The organism is Brevibacillus sp. BC25 (assembly GCF_000282075.1).
Classification (GTDB): Bacteria; Bacillota; Bacilli; order Brevibacillales; family Brevibacillaceae; genus Brevibacillus.
Map to the genome: position 1 here is coordinate 1 of NZ_AKIX01000048.1, position 20,236 is coordinate 20,236.

General features: G+C 47.8%; 18 protein-coding genes and 1 pseudogene. 5 read left to right on the forward strand and 14 right to left on the reverse strand.

Annotated elements, in window-relative coordinates:
* The 6 genes from PMI05_RS13875 to PMI05_RS13900 all read right to left on the reverse strand — a co-directional run.
* Window positions 1-664 (reverse strand): bis-aminopropyl spermidine synthase family protein (locus PMI05_RS13875; protein WP_007722475.1); only part of this gene is annotated, 664 nt, incomplete at its 3' end.
* Window positions 665-1,039: 375 nt separating this feature from the next.
* Window positions 1,040-2,278, reverse strand: coding sequence for an MFS transporter (locus tag PMI05_RS13880; protein WP_007722476.1), 1,239 nt, complete (start codon window positions 2,276-2,278; stop codon window positions 1,040-1,042).
* A gap of 51 nt (window positions 2,279-2,329) precedes the next feature.
* Window positions 2,330-3,250 (reverse strand): helix-turn-helix transcriptional regulator, encoded by a 921-nt coding sequence (locus PMI05_RS13885; protein ID WP_039960768.1) that lies wholly within the window; start codon window positions 3,248-3,250, stop codon window positions 2,330-2,332.
* 532 nt (window positions 3,251-3,782) lie between these two features.
* A complete protein-coding gene (locus PMI05_RS13890) occupies window positions 3,783-4,745 on the reverse strand; it encodes a metal-dependent hydrolase (protein ID WP_007722480.1) in 963 nt (320 codons plus the stop codon).
* Window positions 4,746-4,925: 180 nt separating this feature from the next.
* Window positions 4,926-6,716, reverse strand: coding sequence for a M3 family oligoendopeptidase (locus PMI05_RS13895; protein WP_007722481.1), 1,791 nt, complete (start codon window positions 6,714-6,716; stop codon window positions 4,926-4,928).
* Window positions 6,717-6,841: 125 nt separating this feature from the next.
* Entirely contained in the window at window positions 6,842-7,783 is a 942-nt protein-coding gene (locus PMI05_RS13900) for an MBL fold metallo-hydrolase (protein ID WP_007722483.1), read from the reverse strand.
* Between the two features lie 165 nt (window positions 7,784-7,948).
* Between PMI05_RS13900 and PMI05_RS13905 the strand changes: the two genes are divergently transcribed.
* Window positions 7,949-8,458: a Crp/Fnr family transcriptional regulator gene (locus PMI05_RS13905; RefSeq protein WP_007722490.1), complete on the forward strand. Its 510-nt coding sequence runs from the start codon at window positions 7,949-7,951 to the stop codon at window positions 8,456-8,458.
* A 27-nt stretch (window positions 8,459-8,485) separates the two neighbouring features.
* Here PMI05_RS13905 and hmpA read toward each other — a convergent pair whose 3' ends face one another.
* Window positions 8,486-9,703 carry an NO-inducible flavohemoprotein gene (hmpA, locus tag PMI05_RS13910; RefSeq protein WP_007722491.1) on the reverse strand — a complete coding sequence of 406 codons (1,218 nt, stop codon included), beginning with the start codon at window positions 9,701-9,703 and terminating at the stop codon, window positions 8,486-8,488.
* A gap of 198 nt (window positions 9,704-9,901) precedes the next feature.
* Between hmpA and PMI05_RS13915 the strand changes: the two genes are divergently transcribed.
* Entirely contained in the window at window positions 9,902-11,344 is a 1,443-nt protein-coding gene (locus PMI05_RS13915) for a PLP-dependent aminotransferase family protein (protein ID WP_007722492.1), read from the forward strand.
* On the opposite strand, the gene PMI05_RS13920 is transcribed toward PMI05_RS13915, so the two are convergent.
* Window positions 11,322-11,858, reverse strand: a complete 537-nt coding sequence (locus tag PMI05_RS13920; RefSeq protein WP_007722493.1) for a pyridoxamine 5'-phosphate oxidase family protein — start codon at window positions 11,856-11,858, stop codon at window positions 11,322-11,324. The genes PMI05_RS13915 and PMI05_RS13920 overlap by 23 nt on opposite strands.
* A gap of 162 nt (window positions 11,859-12,020) precedes the next feature.
* Window positions 12,021-12,509 carry a DUF2199 domain-containing protein gene (locus PMI05_RS13925; RefSeq protein ID WP_007722495.1) on the reverse strand — a complete coding sequence of 163 codons (489 nt, stop codon included), beginning with the start codon at window positions 12,507-12,509 and terminating at the stop codon, window positions 12,021-12,023.
* 120 nt (window positions 12,510-12,629) lie between these two features.
* Here PMI05_RS13925 and PMI05_RS31370 point away from each other — a divergent pair.
* The 3 genes and pseudogenes from PMI05_RS31370 to PMI05_RS31645 form a co-directional block, all read left to right on the forward strand.
* Window positions 12,630-12,737: pseudogene (locus tag PMI05_RS31370) on the forward strand (aldo/keto reductase); the annotation flags it as partial.
* 215 nt (window positions 12,738-12,952) lie between these two features.
* The gene (locus PMI05_RS13930; RefSeq protein WP_007722496.1) at window positions 12,953-13,411 is read left to right on the forward strand and encodes a hypothetical protein; all 459 of its coding nucleotides are present in this window, start codon (window positions 12,953-12,955) and stop codon (window positions 13,409-13,411) included.
* Window positions 13,412-13,616: 205 nt separating this feature from the next.
* Window positions 13,617-13,751, forward strand: coding sequence for a hypothetical protein (locus PMI05_RS31645; protein WP_255344499.1), 135 nt, complete (start codon window positions 13,617-13,619; stop codon window positions 13,749-13,751).
* Window positions 13,752-13,860: 109 nt separating this feature from the next.
* On the opposite strand, the gene mobB is transcribed toward PMI05_RS31645, so the two are convergent.
* The 5 genes from mobB to PMI05_RS13955 form a co-directional block, all read right to left on the reverse strand.
* Window positions 13,861-14,376 (reverse strand): molybdopterin-guanine dinucleotide biosynthesis protein B, encoded by a 516-nt coding sequence (gene mobB / locus PMI05_RS13935; RefSeq protein WP_007722497.1) that lies wholly within the window; start codon window positions 14,374-14,376, stop codon window positions 13,861-13,863.
* A 3-nt stretch (window positions 14,377-14,379) separates the two neighbouring features.
* Window positions 14,380-15,639 (reverse strand): gephyrin-like molybdotransferase Glp, encoded by a 1,260-nt coding sequence (glp, locus tag PMI05_RS13940; protein WP_007722499.1) that lies wholly within the window; start codon window positions 15,637-15,639, stop codon window positions 14,380-14,382.
* A gap of 42 nt (window positions 15,640-15,681) precedes the next feature.
* Window positions 15,682-18,030, reverse strand: a complete 2,349-nt coding sequence (locus PMI05_RS13945) for an FdhF/YdeP family oxidoreductase (RefSeq protein ID WP_039960772.1) — start codon at window positions 18,028-18,030, stop codon at window positions 15,682-15,684.
* Between the two features lie 194 nt (window positions 18,031-18,224).
* Window positions 18,225-18,590, reverse strand: a complete 366-nt coding sequence (locus PMI05_RS13950; protein WP_007722503.1) for a DUF2294 domain-containing protein — start codon at window positions 18,588-18,590, stop codon at window positions 18,225-18,227.
* Between the two features lie 53 nt (window positions 18,591-18,643).
* Window positions 18,644-19,918: an OFA family MFS transporter gene (locus PMI05_RS13955; protein ID WP_304412535.1), complete on the reverse strand. Its 1,275-nt coding sequence runs from the start codon at window positions 19,916-19,918 to the stop codon at window positions 18,644-18,646.
* Window positions 19,919-20,236 lie beyond the last annotated feature (318 nt).

A 20,236-nucleotide genomic window follows, 5' to 3' on the forward strand; every position in this document is an offset into this window, starting at 1 on the left:
GCGCCTGCCGCAAATCAGCCTGATGGCAGGCCACGGTCAATGCTTTTTGCTTGGACACATCCGTAATGTACTGGAGAAAACGTTCATCGATATCGACTACGTCAATTTGCCCTGGACGTTGCTGATTCCCTGGAAACAAGCGCTTGAGCAAAAGCCCCAGCGAGATGCTGACCAAATCATCATCCCCGACGCATAATATTTTTTTACCCACCAAACTCTGATGCCGCAAGCATAAGATTGCCCTGCGCAAGCTCGTCTCGACTGTGCATTTGGACTGATCGATCTGTACATCGACTTGTGGACGCCCAGCAAAAATCGTCTCCATTTCCGCTTGCAAGTCAGCCAGCTCAGTTTTCCAAGCTTCATCGTCTCTCATCAGCTTCTCGTACAGCTCTCGATCCAGCCCACCAAACCCTAGCTTTTGCTCAATGAACGCGTCCCCTTCTGCGGTACATCTCACCCCGCTCCCCTGCTGTATGGCACCTGCCTTGATCAGTTCTTTTTTGATCGCAGTCGCCACAGGTACAGGCAAGAGTACTTTTCTCGCCAGCTCTTTCGTAGGCAAACCCGGATGAAAATAACACGCGAGCAGAAACTGTTCGATTACACGCTGACCTTCTTGTAAACGCACTTGTTTATAGGTGTCTTCGATATAATTTTTCATGTAGAAAACCTCTTTTCAAAAGGGATGGACCCATCGATGCATGCAAAAAAGGCAGAGCATGAACATTCGTTCATCTCCGCCTTGAGGGCATACGTTCGCTACGTGCGCGTGGATAGTCACGCAAAAAAACCGTGCGTAAGAGCACGGTTCCCGTAGTCGAGCAAATGGGTAGATGGATGACCGTAAGTTCTTAACTAATCAAGGTCTCCCTTTTTCCATAGCAAATAAGCCGACATGAAATGCGGTTTTTGCCAAAATAATACTGGGAGTCCCCTATCCAATTGCTTAGTTAAGAACACACACCGACATCAAAACGTCCCCTTTTTGAAAAAGATACTTTCTATTATAAGGTACTCGCAATCAATCGGCAAGAAGCTATATGGCAGTCTCTACAATCGCAGTTCTAGGCTGCTTCCGCTTTTCATGCAACCTGCGTCCCAACCAATAAAAGATCAAGCTGACCAGTGCCAATACTGCCATGACCAAAAACATCACGGGGCCACCATATGCGGTGAGCACCATACCACCTGCCCATGGTCCGAGGAAGCTCCCCAGCATCGTTGCGCTTTGGGCCCCATAGTAAGTCCCTCTCATGTTCGCTGGACTGATCTCATCGATTTGCGCATACTCCGCCGGTATGATCAAGATTTCCCCGAGCGTAAAAACGATCATCGCTGTAATAAACCAAGCCCAATCCGGCGAAAAAGCAAAGCCGACTTCTCCTATGGCCATCAATACAGCGCCACCTGCTATCCGTGTAAACAAGGAATAACGCTCAACCAGCCTCGTCACTGGAATTTGCAAAAGCAAGACGGTAAATCCGTTGACGCTCATCAATGTTCCAAACAAGGCGACTCCCTCTGAAAAGTTTTCCCGCAAGTATTGGGAGAGCGTAACAGACATCTGACCGTACACCGTCACTAACAGGATTCCGCCTGTGACAAATGTAAGAAGGACGACATCCCTTCTGAGCACTTGCCAGATCTCACCCAAACTAGCTCTCTCTACCTCTCCGTTCCCCCCAACATCATCGGTGACGCCACATCTCCGACATGCCACTAATAAAATGATGGCAAAGCTCACCAAGGATACCGCAGTCAGAAAAAACGCCAGATTGCTGCCGGAAATCCCCAAAAAAGCACCGAGCATAGGACCAATCGCAAAACCTAGATTGTTCGCAAGATAGCGGTTCGAGAACACACGAAAACGTCTATGCTCGGGAGTCAAGTCTCCCATCAGCGCTTTTGAAACCGTCGCAAAAATCGAAGCCGCAAATCCCATAACCATGCTGATTAACAGCAAACCAATCGGATGAGCCACCGTAATGAATCCGATAATCGAGCACGCCATAGCAAGCAAGGAAAAAAACATCAGCTTTTGTCTGCCAAACAAATCCGAGAGAATCCCGCCAACAAATCCTCCTACTGTTCCAGCCAAAGGACCTGCACCGATAATCAGTCCAATATAGGCATGAGAGAGCTTCGTCGTTTCACCGAGATAGATGGCCAGAAAAGGGATACTCATCGATTGGGTGAGCTGAACGAACACCGTCCCTGCCATCAACAGATGAACAATCGGGTGATACGCCTCCCACACTTGCCTCATTTTGCTCATACTGATTCAACCTACCCTCTCAACAAAATCATGCCATTTCCGTAAGCAAAATCACTCTGGTGTATGGAAGAAGGAACGCAGTAAGACGGGAAGACGCTCGACGAAGGCTTCTCGCAGGCTGTAGTAGGAAATCGTCGTACTTCCTGTGTAGTGAGCACGAATCAGCCCCGCCCTGCGCAACGCCGTCACATGATGATGGACGGTGCTTTTTGCCAATGATACATGCTTCTGTAATTCACCGAGGGTGCACGTCTTTTTTGCCAGGCAGCGCAAGATTTGCAGACGCTTCTCATCCGCCAAGCACTGTGTGATGGGCAACAGCTCGAGGAGCGGCTGTGGTTTGGTCGTTGCCGCATCTTTGACAGGGTACATGCAAGTGGCAAGTCCCCGATAAAAGTCGAGAACAGAAGAATGGGCACAATGGTATTGCGGGATCAGTACAACCTCTCGCAAATCTGCCATCGGCTCAATCCAGATACCGTTCGTAACATGATCGACCAAATCGATCGGAGGCGTTTCTTTGGCGCGGACTGTCAGCTCATCGGCGCTCCGCTGCAGACTCTCCAAAATGCGTGGGTCCACTTTCGAAAAATAATGTTCATTCCACCGGGTAAGCAACGATAGGCTGCGATCACGGATTTCCCCCAGGTTCAGCGGGATGGTCTCTACCCATGGCGCGAGACGCTCATAAATTTCACCGGGAGGGATGCTTTCCAGCCACTCAAGAAATTCTTCAACGGATTTGGTCTTGGGCGATTGCGCTACAAGCAGCACCAAACGGTGGAGTACTTCCCAGCGTTCATCTGCGAGTTCATCTGCAAAAGACGCCGGGAGCTTTTGTTTTGTCTCCTCTAACCAAGCCGTGCCAAGCAAACAATGCTTGCGCTCCTTCTCGTAAGTGTAAGTGTAGAGGCTAATGATACATTCATACGCAGGAGACCATTCTACTCTGATCGAATATAACCCATTCATTCTATCACCATCGAACGTTTAGTTTTTTTCAGTGTATCATTCTTGTTGTATTTTGCATAGCGCCATTTCGTTGAATAACCTATAAAGGTCCTTATGAATGGGGTCAACATAGTGGAGGAGAAGAAAAAGCACAGCTCTCTTCGACTCTGACACGCCAACAGGGGTGATTCACTGTCCGTCTCCACTTCCAAAAGGGGACCGTCGAGCCAAAGCCACCCTACGGGCGGATGTATCTCAAGGAAGAAGTGTTCGACAAGCGTGGTCCCCTTTTGAAAGTTCCAACTGGGGAGGCGTTGTCAAGGTCTACGAGCCCTGTGCTTTTTCTTCTTACCAGCTTTGTAGGTTTATCGATACCACTTAAACCTTTGGCAAAAAAACTCTTTCTAGGCATCCTCAAGGGAGTGCGACCGCGTTTAAGCAGAAAGTTTTACTGAAACCATGCAAGAAGCAGACGTTGAGGCACCTTGTTCACGCAAAAAAAGTAAGCCCCCAGCTTCACCAAACTGACGGGGCTTACCTATACTAGCTTTCCTTATACAAACGGCGGGTCCCACGCTTTTTTTCGCCAGCCCAACCGATGATTAACGACGTTCAAATCACGATCCAAGACAACATCTACGCCAAATGGCAGCTTGCGGTTGTACCAAAAGCGCACATCGCTCCATGTGACTTCGTAACCGTCGGCAATCTCCTTCCACGTGACGTGGATTCGTTGAGCAAATCCGAGAAAAGCACGAACGCCGTCCACACCGACGGTAGCCTGAATGATTGCATCACGCTGCTGCTTCGGATACACATCCTCCAGTATCACACGTGCATACTCGATTCTTCCTGTGTAAAACAGTTCCTCCGTCTCTACGACGAATCGCCAGTGAAAGGGATGCATGCTCGGGAAAACATGGGATATGCCTCTCGTTTCTAATGCCCTTACTACCCGTCTGACGTTACGGTGATGCTGCCAAGCCCGCACGCCAATATACAGGAGCGTCATTCCATATGCTATCGGAAATAACACGCTGGGATCTCCGTTAAAAGCTATCCACCATATCGCCGCTGCTAAATGAACCGCGAACATCAGTGGCTCAAAAATCGCAAGCACATCCAAATGCACCCAGCGCTTGCTAATGGGGCGAATACATTGAACTCCATAGGCGTTTAGCATATCGAGAAAAACATGGAGCACAACAGCCAACAGCGTCCAACCGTACAAAATCCCGAATTGCCCCATGAGACCAAACCCCCAGGCAAGAGGAAGACTGATGATGAGGGGCCACAGAAACAAGGCGGGAATCGAATGAGTAATTCCCCGATGAAAGCGAATGTAAAAAGAAATACCGCGAAGTCTGGCCACAGTGTCGAAATCCGGGGCATGAGATCCCACTACCGTTGCGACCATCAGCGCCTGAGCAAGCGCCGGATCATCTGCCACTACTGGCGTGATATGAGCTAAGCCCGCCAGTGTAACACCCAACAAAAGATGACTGCCAGTGTCCATTACAATGCCTCCCTTTGCAAGTACTCCCTTCCCTTTTACTGTACGAAAAATTAGCGAGGATTCTATAAACCGCAGGTAAAGGTTATCCGAAGATTTCTTCTGCGATGTTAACAATCTCTCAACGAAAAAGCAGCCTGTCAGAAAAGCGACAGACTGCTTGGAGCTTATTTATTCGTGAATTTATGCTTCTTCTGTCAGGCGCAAGAATTCGTCGATGTCTGCCACAGCCAGATCAACAGCTTTTTGCCAGAACTCAACTGCCGTCATATCCTCGCCGAGATGCTTCTTCGCCAGGTCCTCTACCATCAGGCGGCCCGTATCTTGGAGCAGTGCATCGTATTTCGGTGCGAAGCTCTCGCCTTCTTCGAGTGCACGCGCATAGACACTCATGCTGAACAAGTACCCGAATGTGTACGGGAAGTTGTAGAACGGATACGACGTGATATAGAAATGCAGCTTGGAAGCCCAGAAGTGCGGCTCGTAATCTGCCAAAGCCCCGTTGTACGCTTGCTTTTGCGCCTCTTCCATGATTCGGTCGAGATCAGCCGCGCTCACGAGACCTTCTTTGCGCTTCTCGTAGAAGTTTTTCTCGAAAATAAAGCGAGCGTGGATGTTCATGAAAAACGCGACGATAGATTGCAGCTTATCTTCCAAGAGTACCAGTTTTTCATCGTCATTGGCTGCATTTTTCACAGCAGCGTCAGCGAGGATCATCTCTGCGAAGGTCGATGCTGTTTCCGCAACGTTCATCGCGTAGTTTTGGTTAAGTGCTGGCAAATCCCACATGACTTGCTGATGATACGCATGCCCCAGCTCATGTGCCAGTGTGGATACATTGCTTGCGCTTCCCGCATACGTCATGAACACGCGGGACTGCTTGCTGACTGGGAAGCTCGTGCAGAATCCGCCTGGGCGTTTGCCAGGACGATCCTCTGCCTCGATCCAGCCCTCATCGAATGCCTTTTGCGCAAACTCAGCCATGCTCGGATTGAAACGGTTGAAGTGCTCAACGATCAGGGCAGCTGCTTCATCGTAAGACACTTCTTTATGTACATTCCCGACTGGAGCCCCTACATCGTACCAACTCAGTTTGTCTACACCGAGCAGCTTCGCCTTGCGCTCCAGGTAGGCAACCAAACGATCCTTGCGATTGTCGATGGCCTGCCACATCGCGTCGAGTGTTTTTTCCTGCATCCGTCCAATATCCAGCGGCTCACGCAGGACGGAATCCCAGCCGCGATGACGGTACAGAGAGAGACGGAAACCACCCAAGTGATTCAGCGCCTGCGCGCACAGCTCCGTTTCCTTGCCCCAAGCTTCTGTCCACTTTTCAAAAACATGGGCACGAACAGCACGGTCAGGACTGCTCATCAGGTTAGAAGCTTGCCCAACGGACATATGCTTCGTCTCTCCATTGACCTCAACCTCAATGCTCATACGTCCCACGACCGCATTGTACAAATCTTGCCAAGCGTGATACCCGTCTACAGCTAAATCGTTTGCCAGCACTTCTTGTTCAGGCGACAGCTTTTCCTGTGCACGGCGACGACGCTCATTCAGCACAAAAGCAAGCGATTGCAATTCTTCGTCTGCCAACAGATTCTCCCATGCAGCCTCGTCGATAACCAGCAGCTTTTCTTCCCAGCGCGTCAATACTGCACCAAACGCAGCCGAGATGCTCTTTACACGCCCACCCATCAGTTTGGCTGGCTCATCCTTTACATTTTGAGCAGTCAGGCAGGAAATGAATGCACCTGCTTGTCTCACACGCACGGCAATGCTTTGGACATGAGTGACAACTTCCTTGAAAGCCGCTGTTTCATGCAAACCAGTGCTAGATTGTTCCAACCGAGCTTTCAGGTCCGCAATATCCGCTTCCAAAGTTCTTAAAAACGCTCGAAAATCCTCCGATTCACTACCACCAGGAAAAATCACATCCATATCCCAGCGCTGTGGAAATGCTTTTGTCATATGTACCCCTCCTCAAAAAACTCCTTCGATAAAAATATTTCTATAATAAGGTAGCTATTCCCTCCCTATTTATTCATATCGTTAGAAAAGCGACTGCCATGTAAGCAGTCGCCAACTATTCACACCTATTGAACAGGGAGGGAAAACGTCTCCCCTTGTTTTTCAACAACGATCCTATCCCTCTCGTCCCCCGCTACTGCCAACAGACGCTCGAACGGCTCATCAACAGGCTCACGCGAGAGCACAAACGTATTCCAATGAATGGGCACCAGCCACTTGGCTTTGGTCTCCTTGAACATTTGCCATGCTTGCTCTGGCGTACAATGCGCTGCTTGATACGAGTCTGGCTTGTAGGCGCCAATCGGCATGAACACCAGATCGATAGGCCCGAATTGCTTCGCCAAATTTTCCATGGAGATATAAGCAGTATCGCCTGGATAGAGGATACGCACGCCATTTTTCTCAATCATATAGCCGTTGTAGCCATACTCATGATTCCATGGAAAGCGGTTGCCCCAATGACGAACAGGAATCGCAGTAACCGTAATTCCTTCTTTGGTTGTAACGGCTTCTCCCGGCTGCATTTCCTCATACGAACCAAATGGCATATGCTTGAACAGCTTGCTCGTCTGGTGCGCCGTAATGACATGTGTGGAACGATTCGCTATTTTCTGCAAGGTAGGCAGATCGACATGATCCAAATGGGCATGCGATAACAAGATGATATCTACCTCGCCAATCTCAGCAAAGTCGAGAGCAGGAGGCGTAAAACGCTTGGGACCAAAATGGACACCTGCAAGCTTAATCCCGAGCTTCTCTCCCAAAACCGGATCCGTCAGTATTTTCGTACCAAACATATTCAACAGAATCGTCGAGTGGCCGATCCATGTAAATGTAACCTCATCATGACTCCAGTCGGCAGGCACTGGCTTTTTCGTGTCCAGATGACGAAACTCCGGCTTCGGAAGCTGTCCCATATGGTACCAGTAGCGGTAAGCCACATAGCCAATCAATCCGAGTGTGAGTACCCCCACTATGGAGCCTACCCATGTAAAAAAGTTGAGCATCAGACAACTCCCTTTATCTAGCTGTTATTTCCCCATTATAGCAAAAGGCATTATTGCTGTAGCAAGCCTAAAAAAGCGGCAAACTGCTTTTTACGCTTGCTTACTTCCTCATGCCGGGCTTGCTATAATTGCTAGAGAAAAACTTAGAGAATCGAGGAGAAACCCATGATCCTGCACAAGGGAGAAGTCCTGTTTCGACAAGGAGAAACAGGACCGCTCTATCATCTGAAGAGCGGTCTGTTAAAAATCGTTCGGGTACATGCAGACGGAGCATTGACGCTGGTCAACATCATCGTTCCAGATGAGATCATTCCGCATCATTCGTTGATGAGCCCGAATCCCTATTACGGGACAGCAATCGCTCTCGTGACCTGTGAGATCGAAGTGCTGTCTGCCCCGGATTGGTATCGCCATCTGGATGACCATCCTGAAAAGTGTCGTGATATCGCGCTACAGCTGCAAGGGAAACTACGTATGATGCAGCAGCGTATCGACCAACTGACCGAAGTCTCTCCTGCTGAAAAGCTTCGCAAGCTCCAGCTTTGGTTTCAGACATTCATTCCTGTCGCCTCGCTTTCGGAGTTGCTAACTCAGGATGAAATCGGTCAACTCATCGGACTTCGCCGTGAAACGGTAAATCGACTGCTGCGCGCTCAAGCTGCGAATCGCGAGTAAGCTTGCGTTTTTTTCGTGGGAGCCTCTTTATGCCAAGGTCGCTGCCGGACCAAAAAACTCAAAATGAATGTCTTCTGCTGGCACTCCCCATTCCAACAGAGCACCGTTGATTGTCTTCATGAATGGAATTGGACCACAGAAATAATAGCTCGCCTCTTTTGTATCGATGACCTTTTGCAGCCACGCCAAGTCGATATACCCTTCTTTCTGGAAAGCACCGTTCAATCGATCTTGTTCGGTCGGCTGAGTATAGCACCAGTGAACAGAGAGCTGAGGATGTTTTGCGGCCAACTCCTCTACTGCCGGCTTCATAGCATGCACATTTCCGTTTTTGGCTGCGTGAATGAAGGTGATCGGACGGGCTGTTCCCGATTTGATCAGTGTGTTTAGCATGCTGATCATTGGGGTCAATCCTACACCACCACTGAGCAGCACAACCGGACGGCTGTCCTCTTGCTGTAAGGTAAAATCTCCAGCCGGAGCAGACAACTGCAAGCTATCTCCTTCCTTCACTTCCTCTGACAAATAAACGGATACTTTTCCTGCTGGCTTATCTTGCATCGCGTCCTCGCGTTTGACAGAAATGCGGTAGTACGCATTCCCTGGCCCATCAGAGAGACTGTACTGGCGAATATGCGTAAATTGCTCGCCCGGTAATTCTACCTTGATGCTGACATACTGTCCTGGCTCATAGCTGGAGATCGGTTGACCATCCGCCGGAACCAGATAAAAGGAAGTGATTACGTCGCTTTCCTTCACCTTGCGTTGGACGATAAACTCTCTGAAATCTACCCATCCCCCAAGCTGCCCGCTCGCCTCTTCATACATTTCGTGTTCTACACCGATGAAGGCATCCGCAATGACACCATATGCTTCCGCCCATGCCTGTAAAATCTCGTCCGTAGCGGCATCCCCAAGTACGTCTTTAATCGCAGCAAGCAGGTTTTCCCCGACGATTGGATAGTGTTCGGCCTTCACTCCCAAGCTGCGGTGCTTGTGTCCAATCTGCTTCACAACAGGCAAAATCGTTTCCAGCTTATCAATATACAAAGCCGCAGCATACACCGCATTTGCCAGAGCTGTTTGCTGTCTTCCCTGCTTTTGATTGGCGTGATTGAAAATATTGAGAAGCTCAGGGTGCTTAGCAAACATCATTTGATAAAAACGTTTTGTAATGGCAGTTCCATGCACCTCTAGCACAGGAACGGTTGATTTTATAATTTCAATGGTTTTTGGGCTTAACATCGTAGAACCTCCTTGAAGTGCTTCGTTCTTTCTATATTTCAAGTGTACGGGAGGTTCAGAAATACACATGTGATTCTGGTCACAGGAAATAGAAACAATTTGTGACAATTGCAAAACACCATTGTTGCAAAAGAAACGATTGCCATGATAGCATATCAGCCAAATCCATCATTAAACAAAAACACTGAAGGTGAATGAATGCTAACAGTAAACCGAGATGACGAACGTCCAATCTGGCAGCAACTGCTGGACCAAGCAATCCATAATATTACCACCGGAAAATGGCAGCCAGGTGAATTGCTGCTCCCCTCCCGCGAACTCGCTTCTTTAATTGGCGTTTCCCGTTCAACCATACAGATTGTTTATGAGGAGTTATTCAGCCGAGGATACACTGTCACCTCTCGTCGTGGCGGGACTAGAGTTAGCGAATGGACTTATGCAACTCGTCCTTCAGAGGATGCCGCGCCCGAAGGACCTGTCCCTCCCGAATTACCTTTATTAAACGCTACAATCGGTCATTTGCACGGTTGGTTCGGGGACAAAGATAGTCAAAAGGTTGAGATCGATTTCAGTCCCCATGAGCCATATTTGGACGAACATTTTCAAAAGAATTGGAGACGTTCGTTTTTACAGGCTTCCACAGAAACGAATCTGGACAGTTGGGCTTATGGCAATGCCTATGGATACCAACCGCTACGAGAACAGATTCAACGTTATTTGTCACTTGAACGGGGCGTTCATGTGACTATCGATCAAATCATGTTAACCTCAGGTGCACAACATAGCATCGATTTGATTGCCCAAGCCCTTTTACATGAAGGAGATAGCGTTTCTGTTGAAGATCCTGGCTTCCCTGCTGCCTGGATGGCAATGAAGTATCGGCGTATGCAAGTTGTCTCCGTTCCAGTTGACGAGTACGGGTTATGCGTAGACCAGATTCATCCGGGGTCCAAGCTTGTCTATGTTACGCCATCGCACCAGTGTGCGGTTGGAGTCATTATGTCGGAACCTCGCAGGCAACAATTGTTACATATGGCTGCCGAGCAGCAGTTTTGGGTTGTTGAGGATGATTACGACAGCGAATTTCGCTATCGCGGCGACCCACTTCCAACCTTGTTCAGTCAGCGACCTCAGAACACATTGTATATGATGAGTTTTTCCAAAATGATTGCTCCTGGTATTCGTATATCGGCAATCGTTGGTCCCAAAGAGGCCATTCGTCAGCTCGCCCAAGTCCATGAATTAACGTATCGTCATCTTCCGATTATGGAGCAATTAACGCTTACTCATTTTATTGAGCATGGTCATTTCATGCGCCATATGAGACGAGTTCGAAATGTATATCGGCGCAGACACGAAGCCATGACGAAGGCCATCATCACGACAGGTCTCGGCGAAAACTTCACACTAAGCGGCGTAGAAACGGGGTTGCATATCCTCCTTGAAGCTGATAAATCGTTTGTCGAAGAAGCCGCGACGAACCTAGCACTCGAAAATGGAATCCGTGTTTATCCACTTAGCAAGTATTGTATGAAAAGCGATCGAAAAGGATGGGTACTGGGTTTTGCTAAAGTAGACGAATCCACCATTGAAGAAGGCATTTTTCGTCTTGCGGAGATTACACGGTTTTACCAGGGTTGAACATTTTTTCTTCTTCCAATGGATTTTCTTTCGCAGTGATATGATGTGGATCTATTCGGTACACTTGAACCGGACCACCGAATACTGCTGAACGGTATTTGTCTACGTGCTGCTTGGGTAAAGGCCGATTATAGTAGCCAGGCACATACTTATTCATCATTTCTTGCAACATGTGTGTAGCTTCATCCAGATCGGAAATAGGCTGTGCCTTGCCAAAAATCATTACACTCATATACGCTGTGTCCGTCTTAGCTGGCACTGGATCAGTAATCGTTCCATATTCTTCACAAACCGTAAAACAGACCTCTGGATTAGCATCCATAACCTGATTTCTTCTCCCGCCGGTGGCTCCATGGAAATAAAGCTGCCCCTTTGTCCAAACAAAATTGAGCGGAACAACATACGGCAAATGACCATCTACCATTCCAAGATGTCCGATTCTAGCTTGCTGCAAAAATGTCTCAATCTTGCTCTGATCCAATACTTCTCTAATTTTGTAACGCACTCCATCCATTGTTATCACTCCTATTATTTTGAAATATGCTGCAAGTTTATCAGCCATTGGAGTGAATATATACGTCCAAAACCACCAGATCGGAGCAATCCATAAACTATCGTCTAAAGCATGAGAAAACGAAAAAGCTGCCGGATCATCCCGGCAGCAGGCATTTTCTTATTACTCAGTATGATTGATTAAATGAGCAATTTCTTTCACTCTCTCCATTGTAATTCCTTCTCTTTGTTCAACTGCAAGTGGATGATCCGTTTGTTCTAATTCTATTAAGGGAACCGCACCAACTTCTTGTGTATGTACCAATGTCTTTAATGATAGTGTTGTTTTTGGATAGATGGAAAGTTCAGTCGATAACCACCCAAAATAAGGTTTTTCATTTTCTCTTCCTTCTACATGCAGCAATTCATTTGATTTCAAAAAGTTTTCTTCACTAAGAGAAACCCAAACACTCCATATAAATGTCTCATTACTATCAACTATCGGTATTTCAATATGTCCTCTAATAAAGAAATGCTGTTCATCAATTACACAAAAGTCTCTTATTAATTCTGTTCGTTTCTCTTCTGGTACCGTGTAAAAATAATGTGGTGCTTCCATTCCGTAACAGTAAGGAAGTTCATTTAATTCGTTGTTACAGTGAGGGCATTTCATGTTCTTTGCTCCTTATCGTTTCTCGCCTATTTTTTATTTACATTACCACATATTTCATTACATGGATAATCTGACAGCAAGTCTAATAGCTTGCAATAAAAGTTTCTTCCCCCACTACTGGTCGATAGCATCGAAGCGATTGCCAATCGTCATAATATTAGTGTCAAGGCTGCTGCACTACAATTTGTGCTTGTGAATCCGGCAGTTGCTTCCGTCATCCCTGGTGCGGATGCTATCTGGGTGGTGAATAGCTCCATGCTGCTCAATTATCGAAAAAATGCGGTTGTTCTTTTTACCGGAGCTTCCATATAAATGAATATGATACAAAAATTAATAATAGTTTAAAAAAATAATATTTTGTAAGAAAATAGAAATAATAGGACAAAAAGTTGTAATATATAACATAGTTTTACAAATTTATACAAAAGATAGGTGATTCTGTTATGAAGAAACTGATTAAATCAACTCTTGTAACAGCTCTACTTTTAAGCAGTCTTTCGGTGGGGGTGTCTGCGGAATCTGCTCGACCTTTAGAAATTGTTCCAAGTAGCGGACATGGGGCTTTTACTGATAAGAGCGGTACGATACAGCCATTAGGTAGAATCATAAGAGACACATTTACGTATGACGGAAGCGACAGCTGGACTTTCAATTTCGACGAGTGGGGACCAGGCGAGGAAGAGCTTCGAGTATACGTACAAAACTTGGGGGACATTGATATGAAGTACAAAGTTTCCACGCCATCCGGCAGGACTTGGTTTTCCGGTACTTTAAAACCTAACGAAAAAGTCGAGAACTCCTTCTATTTAGATGACCCATGGGAATTTGGCGATTATAGATTGAACGTTTCCAATAAAAATGGCGTCCCGGGAAAAGTTAAACTTTCTGCTAGCTCCAATTAGCATTTGGAAGATAGAGTGGGTTCGAGCATAGCGCTCGACTCCTCTTTTTTATTTTCCCATGTCACAAACCGCATACGATTACGACATTAACCTCCTGAGTCACATCGACAAGGAGGTTTTTTCTATTTATAATTAAGCTACTGCGAGACGTGGAAGAGACTGTACGTCGCAGCTTTAAATACAAGCGAGACTCGCATACAAGCACATGCAAAAAATCGGACTCACGCCGGATGTGGAGAAGCTGCGCCGCGAAGCAGAGATTGATCCGCCCCTTGCGCCTATGGATCGCGTAAACAACGCGCCAGACGCGACATTGAGTGGCTGGGCAGCGAATGGCTAACGCAAAGTTCGTCCGATCCACGTAGGTGCAAACGTGGTCGTCGGTAGAAGTTTCCATCTACAAAAAAAGATCATCCCAAATCAAGCTGGAATGATCTCAATGTTTCTAATCAGTTTTGACAATACCAACCGGATACCCGTTCCCTTACAAACTTGGCCATGTTGTCTATGTCATTAATATCGAAAAATGGCAACCCCGGCTGACGATTGTCTGACCAACCTACGATCCCTACCAGATGAGTAACGATCGATAAGAGCTCCTCATCTTCTGGCCTGCGAAGCAGGACGAGCTTGGGATAGCCTTCACGCTTGAAGCCTTCTACCAAAATGAGCTCAGCCCCGGCATCTGCTAAGCGCTGAATAAGAACGGACAACTCCTGCGGCTTTTGCTCCACGATGGCCGTTTTCGTTTTGGATGTGATCGCGACTAGCGAGGCTCCGGCTTCACGATAACGCCAAGTGTCCTTCCCTGGTTGATCCCACTCAAAATCGTGTCCGCCATCATGCTTGATGACCCCGACTCTTATCCCTGCTTTTTCGAGGATCGGAATGAGCTTAGTTAGCAGCGTCGTCTTGCCACTGTTCGAATAACCGACAATCTGCAAAACACAAGGTGGCTTGACCATTCGCTATCCCTCTCTTCTCCAGGTTGGGGCGGCATGCGTGAGAACATCAACCAGCTCTCCTGCTTTTTGCCCGCTTCCCCCGGCTGGTATGATCATAAAGCATTCGCTGTCCTTCAAAGTCCCCAGATTCCCTGCCTTTTCATTGAAATCAGGTATCGCGTGCAAAACCCCGTCTTTTTCGAGGAGCTTCCCTCGCAGGTAACGAGGGTATGGACAAGGCTTCGTATAATCGACACCAAGTCTCGCCTTAATCACCTGCTGCATTACATGGGCTTCTCCCGAGATGTGACGAATGGCTGCTCGCGCAAATAACTCAAACCCGAGAAAACAGGCACCCGGATTCCCTGATAGGGCAATAAGAGGCTTGCCTTCCATGATCATGGCTGTCGTCGGACTTCCCGGACGTATCGCAATCCTGTTGAACAGAAGCTCCACCTCAGGCTCATCCACTAAAGCCGCGATCACATCAAAATCCCCAACGGACACACCGCCGCTTGAAATGACCAAATCCACGCCCTGCAAGCATTCACTGATTTTCGCCTTTGCCACTGACAGATCATCCGGCAGTCTTGAAAACGAAACAGGGATGCCCCCTGCCTCAGCAATCAAGGCAGTCAGCATCACCGTATTACTGTTGCGAATTTTGCCTGGAGCAAGCGGCTGATCAATCTCCAGCAGCTCGCTTCCAGTCGAAATCAGACCGACACGCGGCTTGCAGAACACCTCTACCTTCGAATAGCCAAACGTAGCCAAACTGGCGAGTGTACCTGCGTTAATCCGCTCGCCCGCCTTAACAATGATCGTTCCTGTGGCCATCTCTTCACCGCGACGAGATACATTTTCTCCGGGCTTCATCTCCCGCTTGATCCGTACAGTATCCGCCTCTTCAGCTGGGTTGTACGTTTGCTCAAACATGATGACCGCATCCGCACCCGCAGGCATCATCGCACCTGTCATGATCCGCGTCGCGTAGCCCTTTTTCAATTCTCTTGTAGGTACTTGCCCAGCCGCAACCGTCTCTAGCACTGTTAGCGTAATCGGATGGTCAACGGAGGCCCCCATCGTATCCGCAGCTCTCACAGCAAACCCATCCAGCGGCGAGCGGTCAAAGTGCGGCAAATCGTATGTTGCACGTAGATCAGAGGACAGTATCCGCCCGTATGCCTCCCCGATCTGCACTTGTTCCGTTCTCCCTGTCAGCAATTTTGCCAACAGCTTGCTCATCGCTTCTTCAACCGAGAGTGTTTGTCGCGAAAAACGCATGGCTTGTTCCTCCTAATCTTGACCACCCATTGCTACAGCTTGTCAGCCGACGTTTACTTCCAAATCTTCAACTTCTCTCTCCACGTATTTCAAATCTTTGTTGGCGTGGAAAGTGTCCGCTTTTTCAACCTTCACGGCTGTATTGTATTCGGGAATACCAGCGTATGTCTCGTATACACCCTTCGGAATGAGTACGTTCCCTTCCGGCCAGTGTACTTGAATGTTTCCTCGTCTAGTGTCCTCGAATTTGGCACGTCCTTGGAACGTTCCATATTTATTGTAAACGACGATATTTTCGCCTTCTGCAATGCGCAGTTCTTTTGCATCCTCTGCATTGATCAGGATATCATAACGGTCCGCATTGTTGAACGGGTCTTTCTTGCTGTAAATCATCGAGTTGAACTGCTTACCGCGACGAGTCGTTACATAGAAGTGTCCCTCTGGCTTGTTCAAATCCGGAATCTCAGTCGGAATCAGATTCGCTCGACCGTCCGGTGTCGGGCATACGCCGCCTTCACACAACCATGCACCGCCCCATTGGAAAACATCTCCGCGGTTTTTCAGGTGCTGGATACCATCGTAGTTCGGATTCGCCTGGGCAATCTCTGCGCGAATTTCAGCTGCGGTTGAGAAGTGCATCTGATGCTTTTTCTCTGGATTTACCCGTGCCGCCAGATCTACGTAAATCTCCCATTCCGAACGTGCTTCTTCAATACGTGGCCCTTCCACTTCTGCACTGAAGTAAACCATACGCTCTGTACTTGTCGAAGTTCCGCCACCCGGCTGCTCGTAACGAGTCATTGCTGGCAGTACGATCACTTCTTCCTTCGCATCCACCAACGTAGATGTATTGAAAATGATGTCCTGATGTACACGCACTTCTATGCTCTCCAAGCATTTTTGCATGAAGTCCGGATCTGGCATCGTCTCCAGGAAGTTGCCGCCACTCGTATAGAACAATCTGGTCTTGCGCTCGTGTCCATCTGGTAACACTGCATTCTCCAAAGAAATACCGACGATATCTCCTTGCCATTTCGGAATCGGGAAGTTCCAGATCTTTTCAATGCGGTTCCAGGATTTTTCTTCGAAGTCGCCACCAGGCAAGCTGAATGGATCGGCACCCATTTCACCGGAGCCTTGTACGCCGGAGTGACCGCGAATCGGCATGAGGCCCGTGTGCTTACGACCGAAGAATCCACGAAGAATGGCCAGATTGGCTACCTGAGAAATATTGTCCGTACCGAATTTGTGTTGGGTCAGTCCCATACTCCATACGAATACACCATTTTTGGAGTTTGCGAGCAGCACCGCAAATTCTTTGATACGCTCGCGGCTGAGACCGGAGGATTCAATGATTTTATCCCACGATTCATTCATCACATGCTTGCGCAGCTCTTCGATGCCGTTCGCGTGCTCCTTGATGAATTCATGGTTGATCGCAGAACCTGGCTTCGCTTCTTCCATCTCGAACCAAATCTTCATGACACCGTTCATGAACGCGATGTCGCCGCCAATGTTCACTTGGTAGAAATCGTCCGCGATCTTCGTCCCGAACAAAGCACTATCCGGTACAGATGGAATCCAGTACTTCTCCATCGCTGGCTCTCTGTACGGGTTGATCAGGATGATTTTCGTTCCTGCTTTTTTCGCAGCATACATGTATTTCGTCGATACAGGCTGGTTGTTACCTGGTACTGAGCCCCAGAATACGAGCACATCGGTACCGATCCAATCCTGATAGTTACAGCTCGATGCACCAATACCAACCGAACGCTTCAATGCTGTCTTACTCGGCGAGTGACAAATACGCGATGCGTTGTCGATGTTGTTGGTTCCGAGGAAACGAGCCATTTTCGCTGCCGTGTAGTATACCTCGTTCGTAATACCACGAGCTGTCAAGAAAAAGGCCAGTTGTTTTGGGCTGATGTCTTTGATTTTTTTCGCAATGCGGTTCAGCGCTTCATCCCAGCTAATGCGCGTGAACTTGTTTTCTCCAGGTTTTCTGGACAGCGGATACGGGATTCTTCCCAGCTTGCGCAATTCTTCGCTGGATAACTTTTGTAGCGCCCGTACATCTTCGAACCATTTTGGATCCATCGCAGACATCGTATTGAGACGTAGCACGTTCAAGCGCGTGGTGCACAAATGCGGGCCAGTCAGCGTCTGATCGTAGAGACCAGATACGCCGAGAGCGCAGCCATCACATACACCTTGCGTTAAAATTCGATAGGCGTAGCCCAAATTATCGCGATTGTCATATGCTACCTTCATCGTATCGCGAATGTGATGCGGTTTAATTTTTCCGAGTCCCATCGGCATCAGTGAAGCCCACAACGAAGGCTTCCAAGAAGTATCCAGCTTAATTGGTCCACCATGCTTGGTCTTGCCCATTTCTTTAGTCTCCCCTCTTATAAACTCCATTAAGACGAAAAAAACCACCATGAAACCGTCCCTCATCCTAAGGAAAAGAGCGTGTTCACGGTGGTTGTCTACGGCAGGTTCGCTACCTAGTCTCAACTTCGTGTTTGCTTTCGCGAATTCCGTTACGTCTAAGCCGGTGAACAGGAACGCTGCTTCGTTTAGACTTACGGTTCGTTTTTCATTCTTTTTTCGATGTCTTGATCAAAAACAAAGATCGACATTCCAAAATCCCGTTCAATGTCAATATCGACGAATAGATCAACGAGTTTTGCTCCAAGAAACGCTTCCATGTCAACTGGCTGGTGTTTCCGATAGATCTCTTTGACCATTTCGGTTCGGGCAGCTCGTAATGTCTGCTTTCCGTCTTCCGAAGTGGCGATGAACTTTTCCACCGGAGAAAGGTTGCCTTCCATCTCGCAGATCGCCCAGTTCTTGCAGAACGTGGTGCTGATCTTGCTAGGTCCCTTTCCCATATGGCGCTTTCGGAAAGCCCTGACCAAATTACTGAATTCTGCTTCGAACTTATTCATCGAGGAAAATCACCTTTACTTCAAATCATTCTCTACTTAAACTTTACCATTGATTAACTAGCCAATTCAACAGACTTTTCTCTTTGTTTGGCTTCTTCCTTCAGTTTTTTGATATCCAAACGGACTAATAGCGAGATCACCAGAGCGACAACGAACATTCCTGCGAAAACACTCATAGTTCCTGTATAGCTATCTGTCGTCTTGCGAACCCATGCTGCAAAGATCGGTCCTGCCAAGCCGGCAGCAGCCCATGCCGTCAAAATGTAGCCGTGAATCGCGCCCAATTGCTTCGTTCCAAACAAGTCACCAATATAAGCCGGGATAGATGCAAAGCCACCACCGTAACAGGTCATAATGATAAACATCGCAACCATGAACAGGATTGGATTGGACATATTCGGCAACAGGAAGAACAATACCATTTGGATGGCAAAGAAAGCAGTGTACGTATTTGGTCGTCCAATGAAATCAGACAGAGACGCCCATCCGATTCGTCCACCACCGTTGAACAAACCGTTTAACCCTACCATCAGAGCTGCTGTTCCGACAGACATGCCCACCATTTCTTGCGCCATCGGCGATGCTACCGAAATAACGGCGATTCCACATGTCACATTGATAAACAGCATCAGCCACAGCCAGTAAAAACGGCGTGTCTTGATCGCTTCGTTGGCAGTCAATTGGCACAAATCTTTTTTGATTTGCTTGCTGCCAGCTGTTCCCTCAGCGGAAAATCCAGCCGGTACCCAGCCTTTTGGGGGTGGAGCCAAATATTGAGCCGAAGCCAACATCACAACGAAATAAATAATGCCCAAAATATAAAAGGTGTTCGCGATTCCTACATTTGCAATCAAAGCGTTCATAATCGGACTGGCAATCATAGAAGCAAAGCCGAAGCCCATAATCGCAAGACCTGTTGCTAAACCACGGCGATCCGGAAACCATTTGACCAAGGTCGATACTGGCGTAATATAACCTACACCAAGACCGATACCACCCAGCACTCCATAACATAAGTACAACAGAGGCAAGCTGCTCAATTGAATTGCCAAGCCAGCGCCGACAGTTCCTACTCCAAAAAAGATAGATGCTAGAATGCCAGCTTTGCGCGGGCCGTGCTTTTCTACATAATGACCGAGGAAGGCAGCAGACAGCCCCAAGAACAAGATCGCAATACTAAACGTAAATTGAACGTCTGGCAAGTCCCAGCCGAACTGCTCGGTAATTGGCTTGGTGAATACACTCCATGCGTATACCGATCCAATCGAGATGTGGATGCCTACCGCAGCCAACGCGATGAGCCAGCGGTTTTTCACTTTTTGTTCCAAATCATTCATCTCCTTCGCAATGGTCTTTCGCATGCTGTGGATCCATCAGCAGCCTTCTCGAAAAAAAGAAAAACTGCTGATTTCACCGACTCACCCAGGTCTCCACAAAGGGAAACGAGGGCTACGATGAAACACAGCAGTTAATCATCAGCAGGAACGCTACATCAGCATCAACAAGCATTGTGTTCACTATGTAATTCGCTGCAAGGCTACAAAATAATCGGTGGCAGGGTCGCTGCTCCGTGTCAATCTGTCCTCACGCTATGAATACATGGAAAGACGAAAATTTTATGACACTTTTCATCTCACATAGTATAC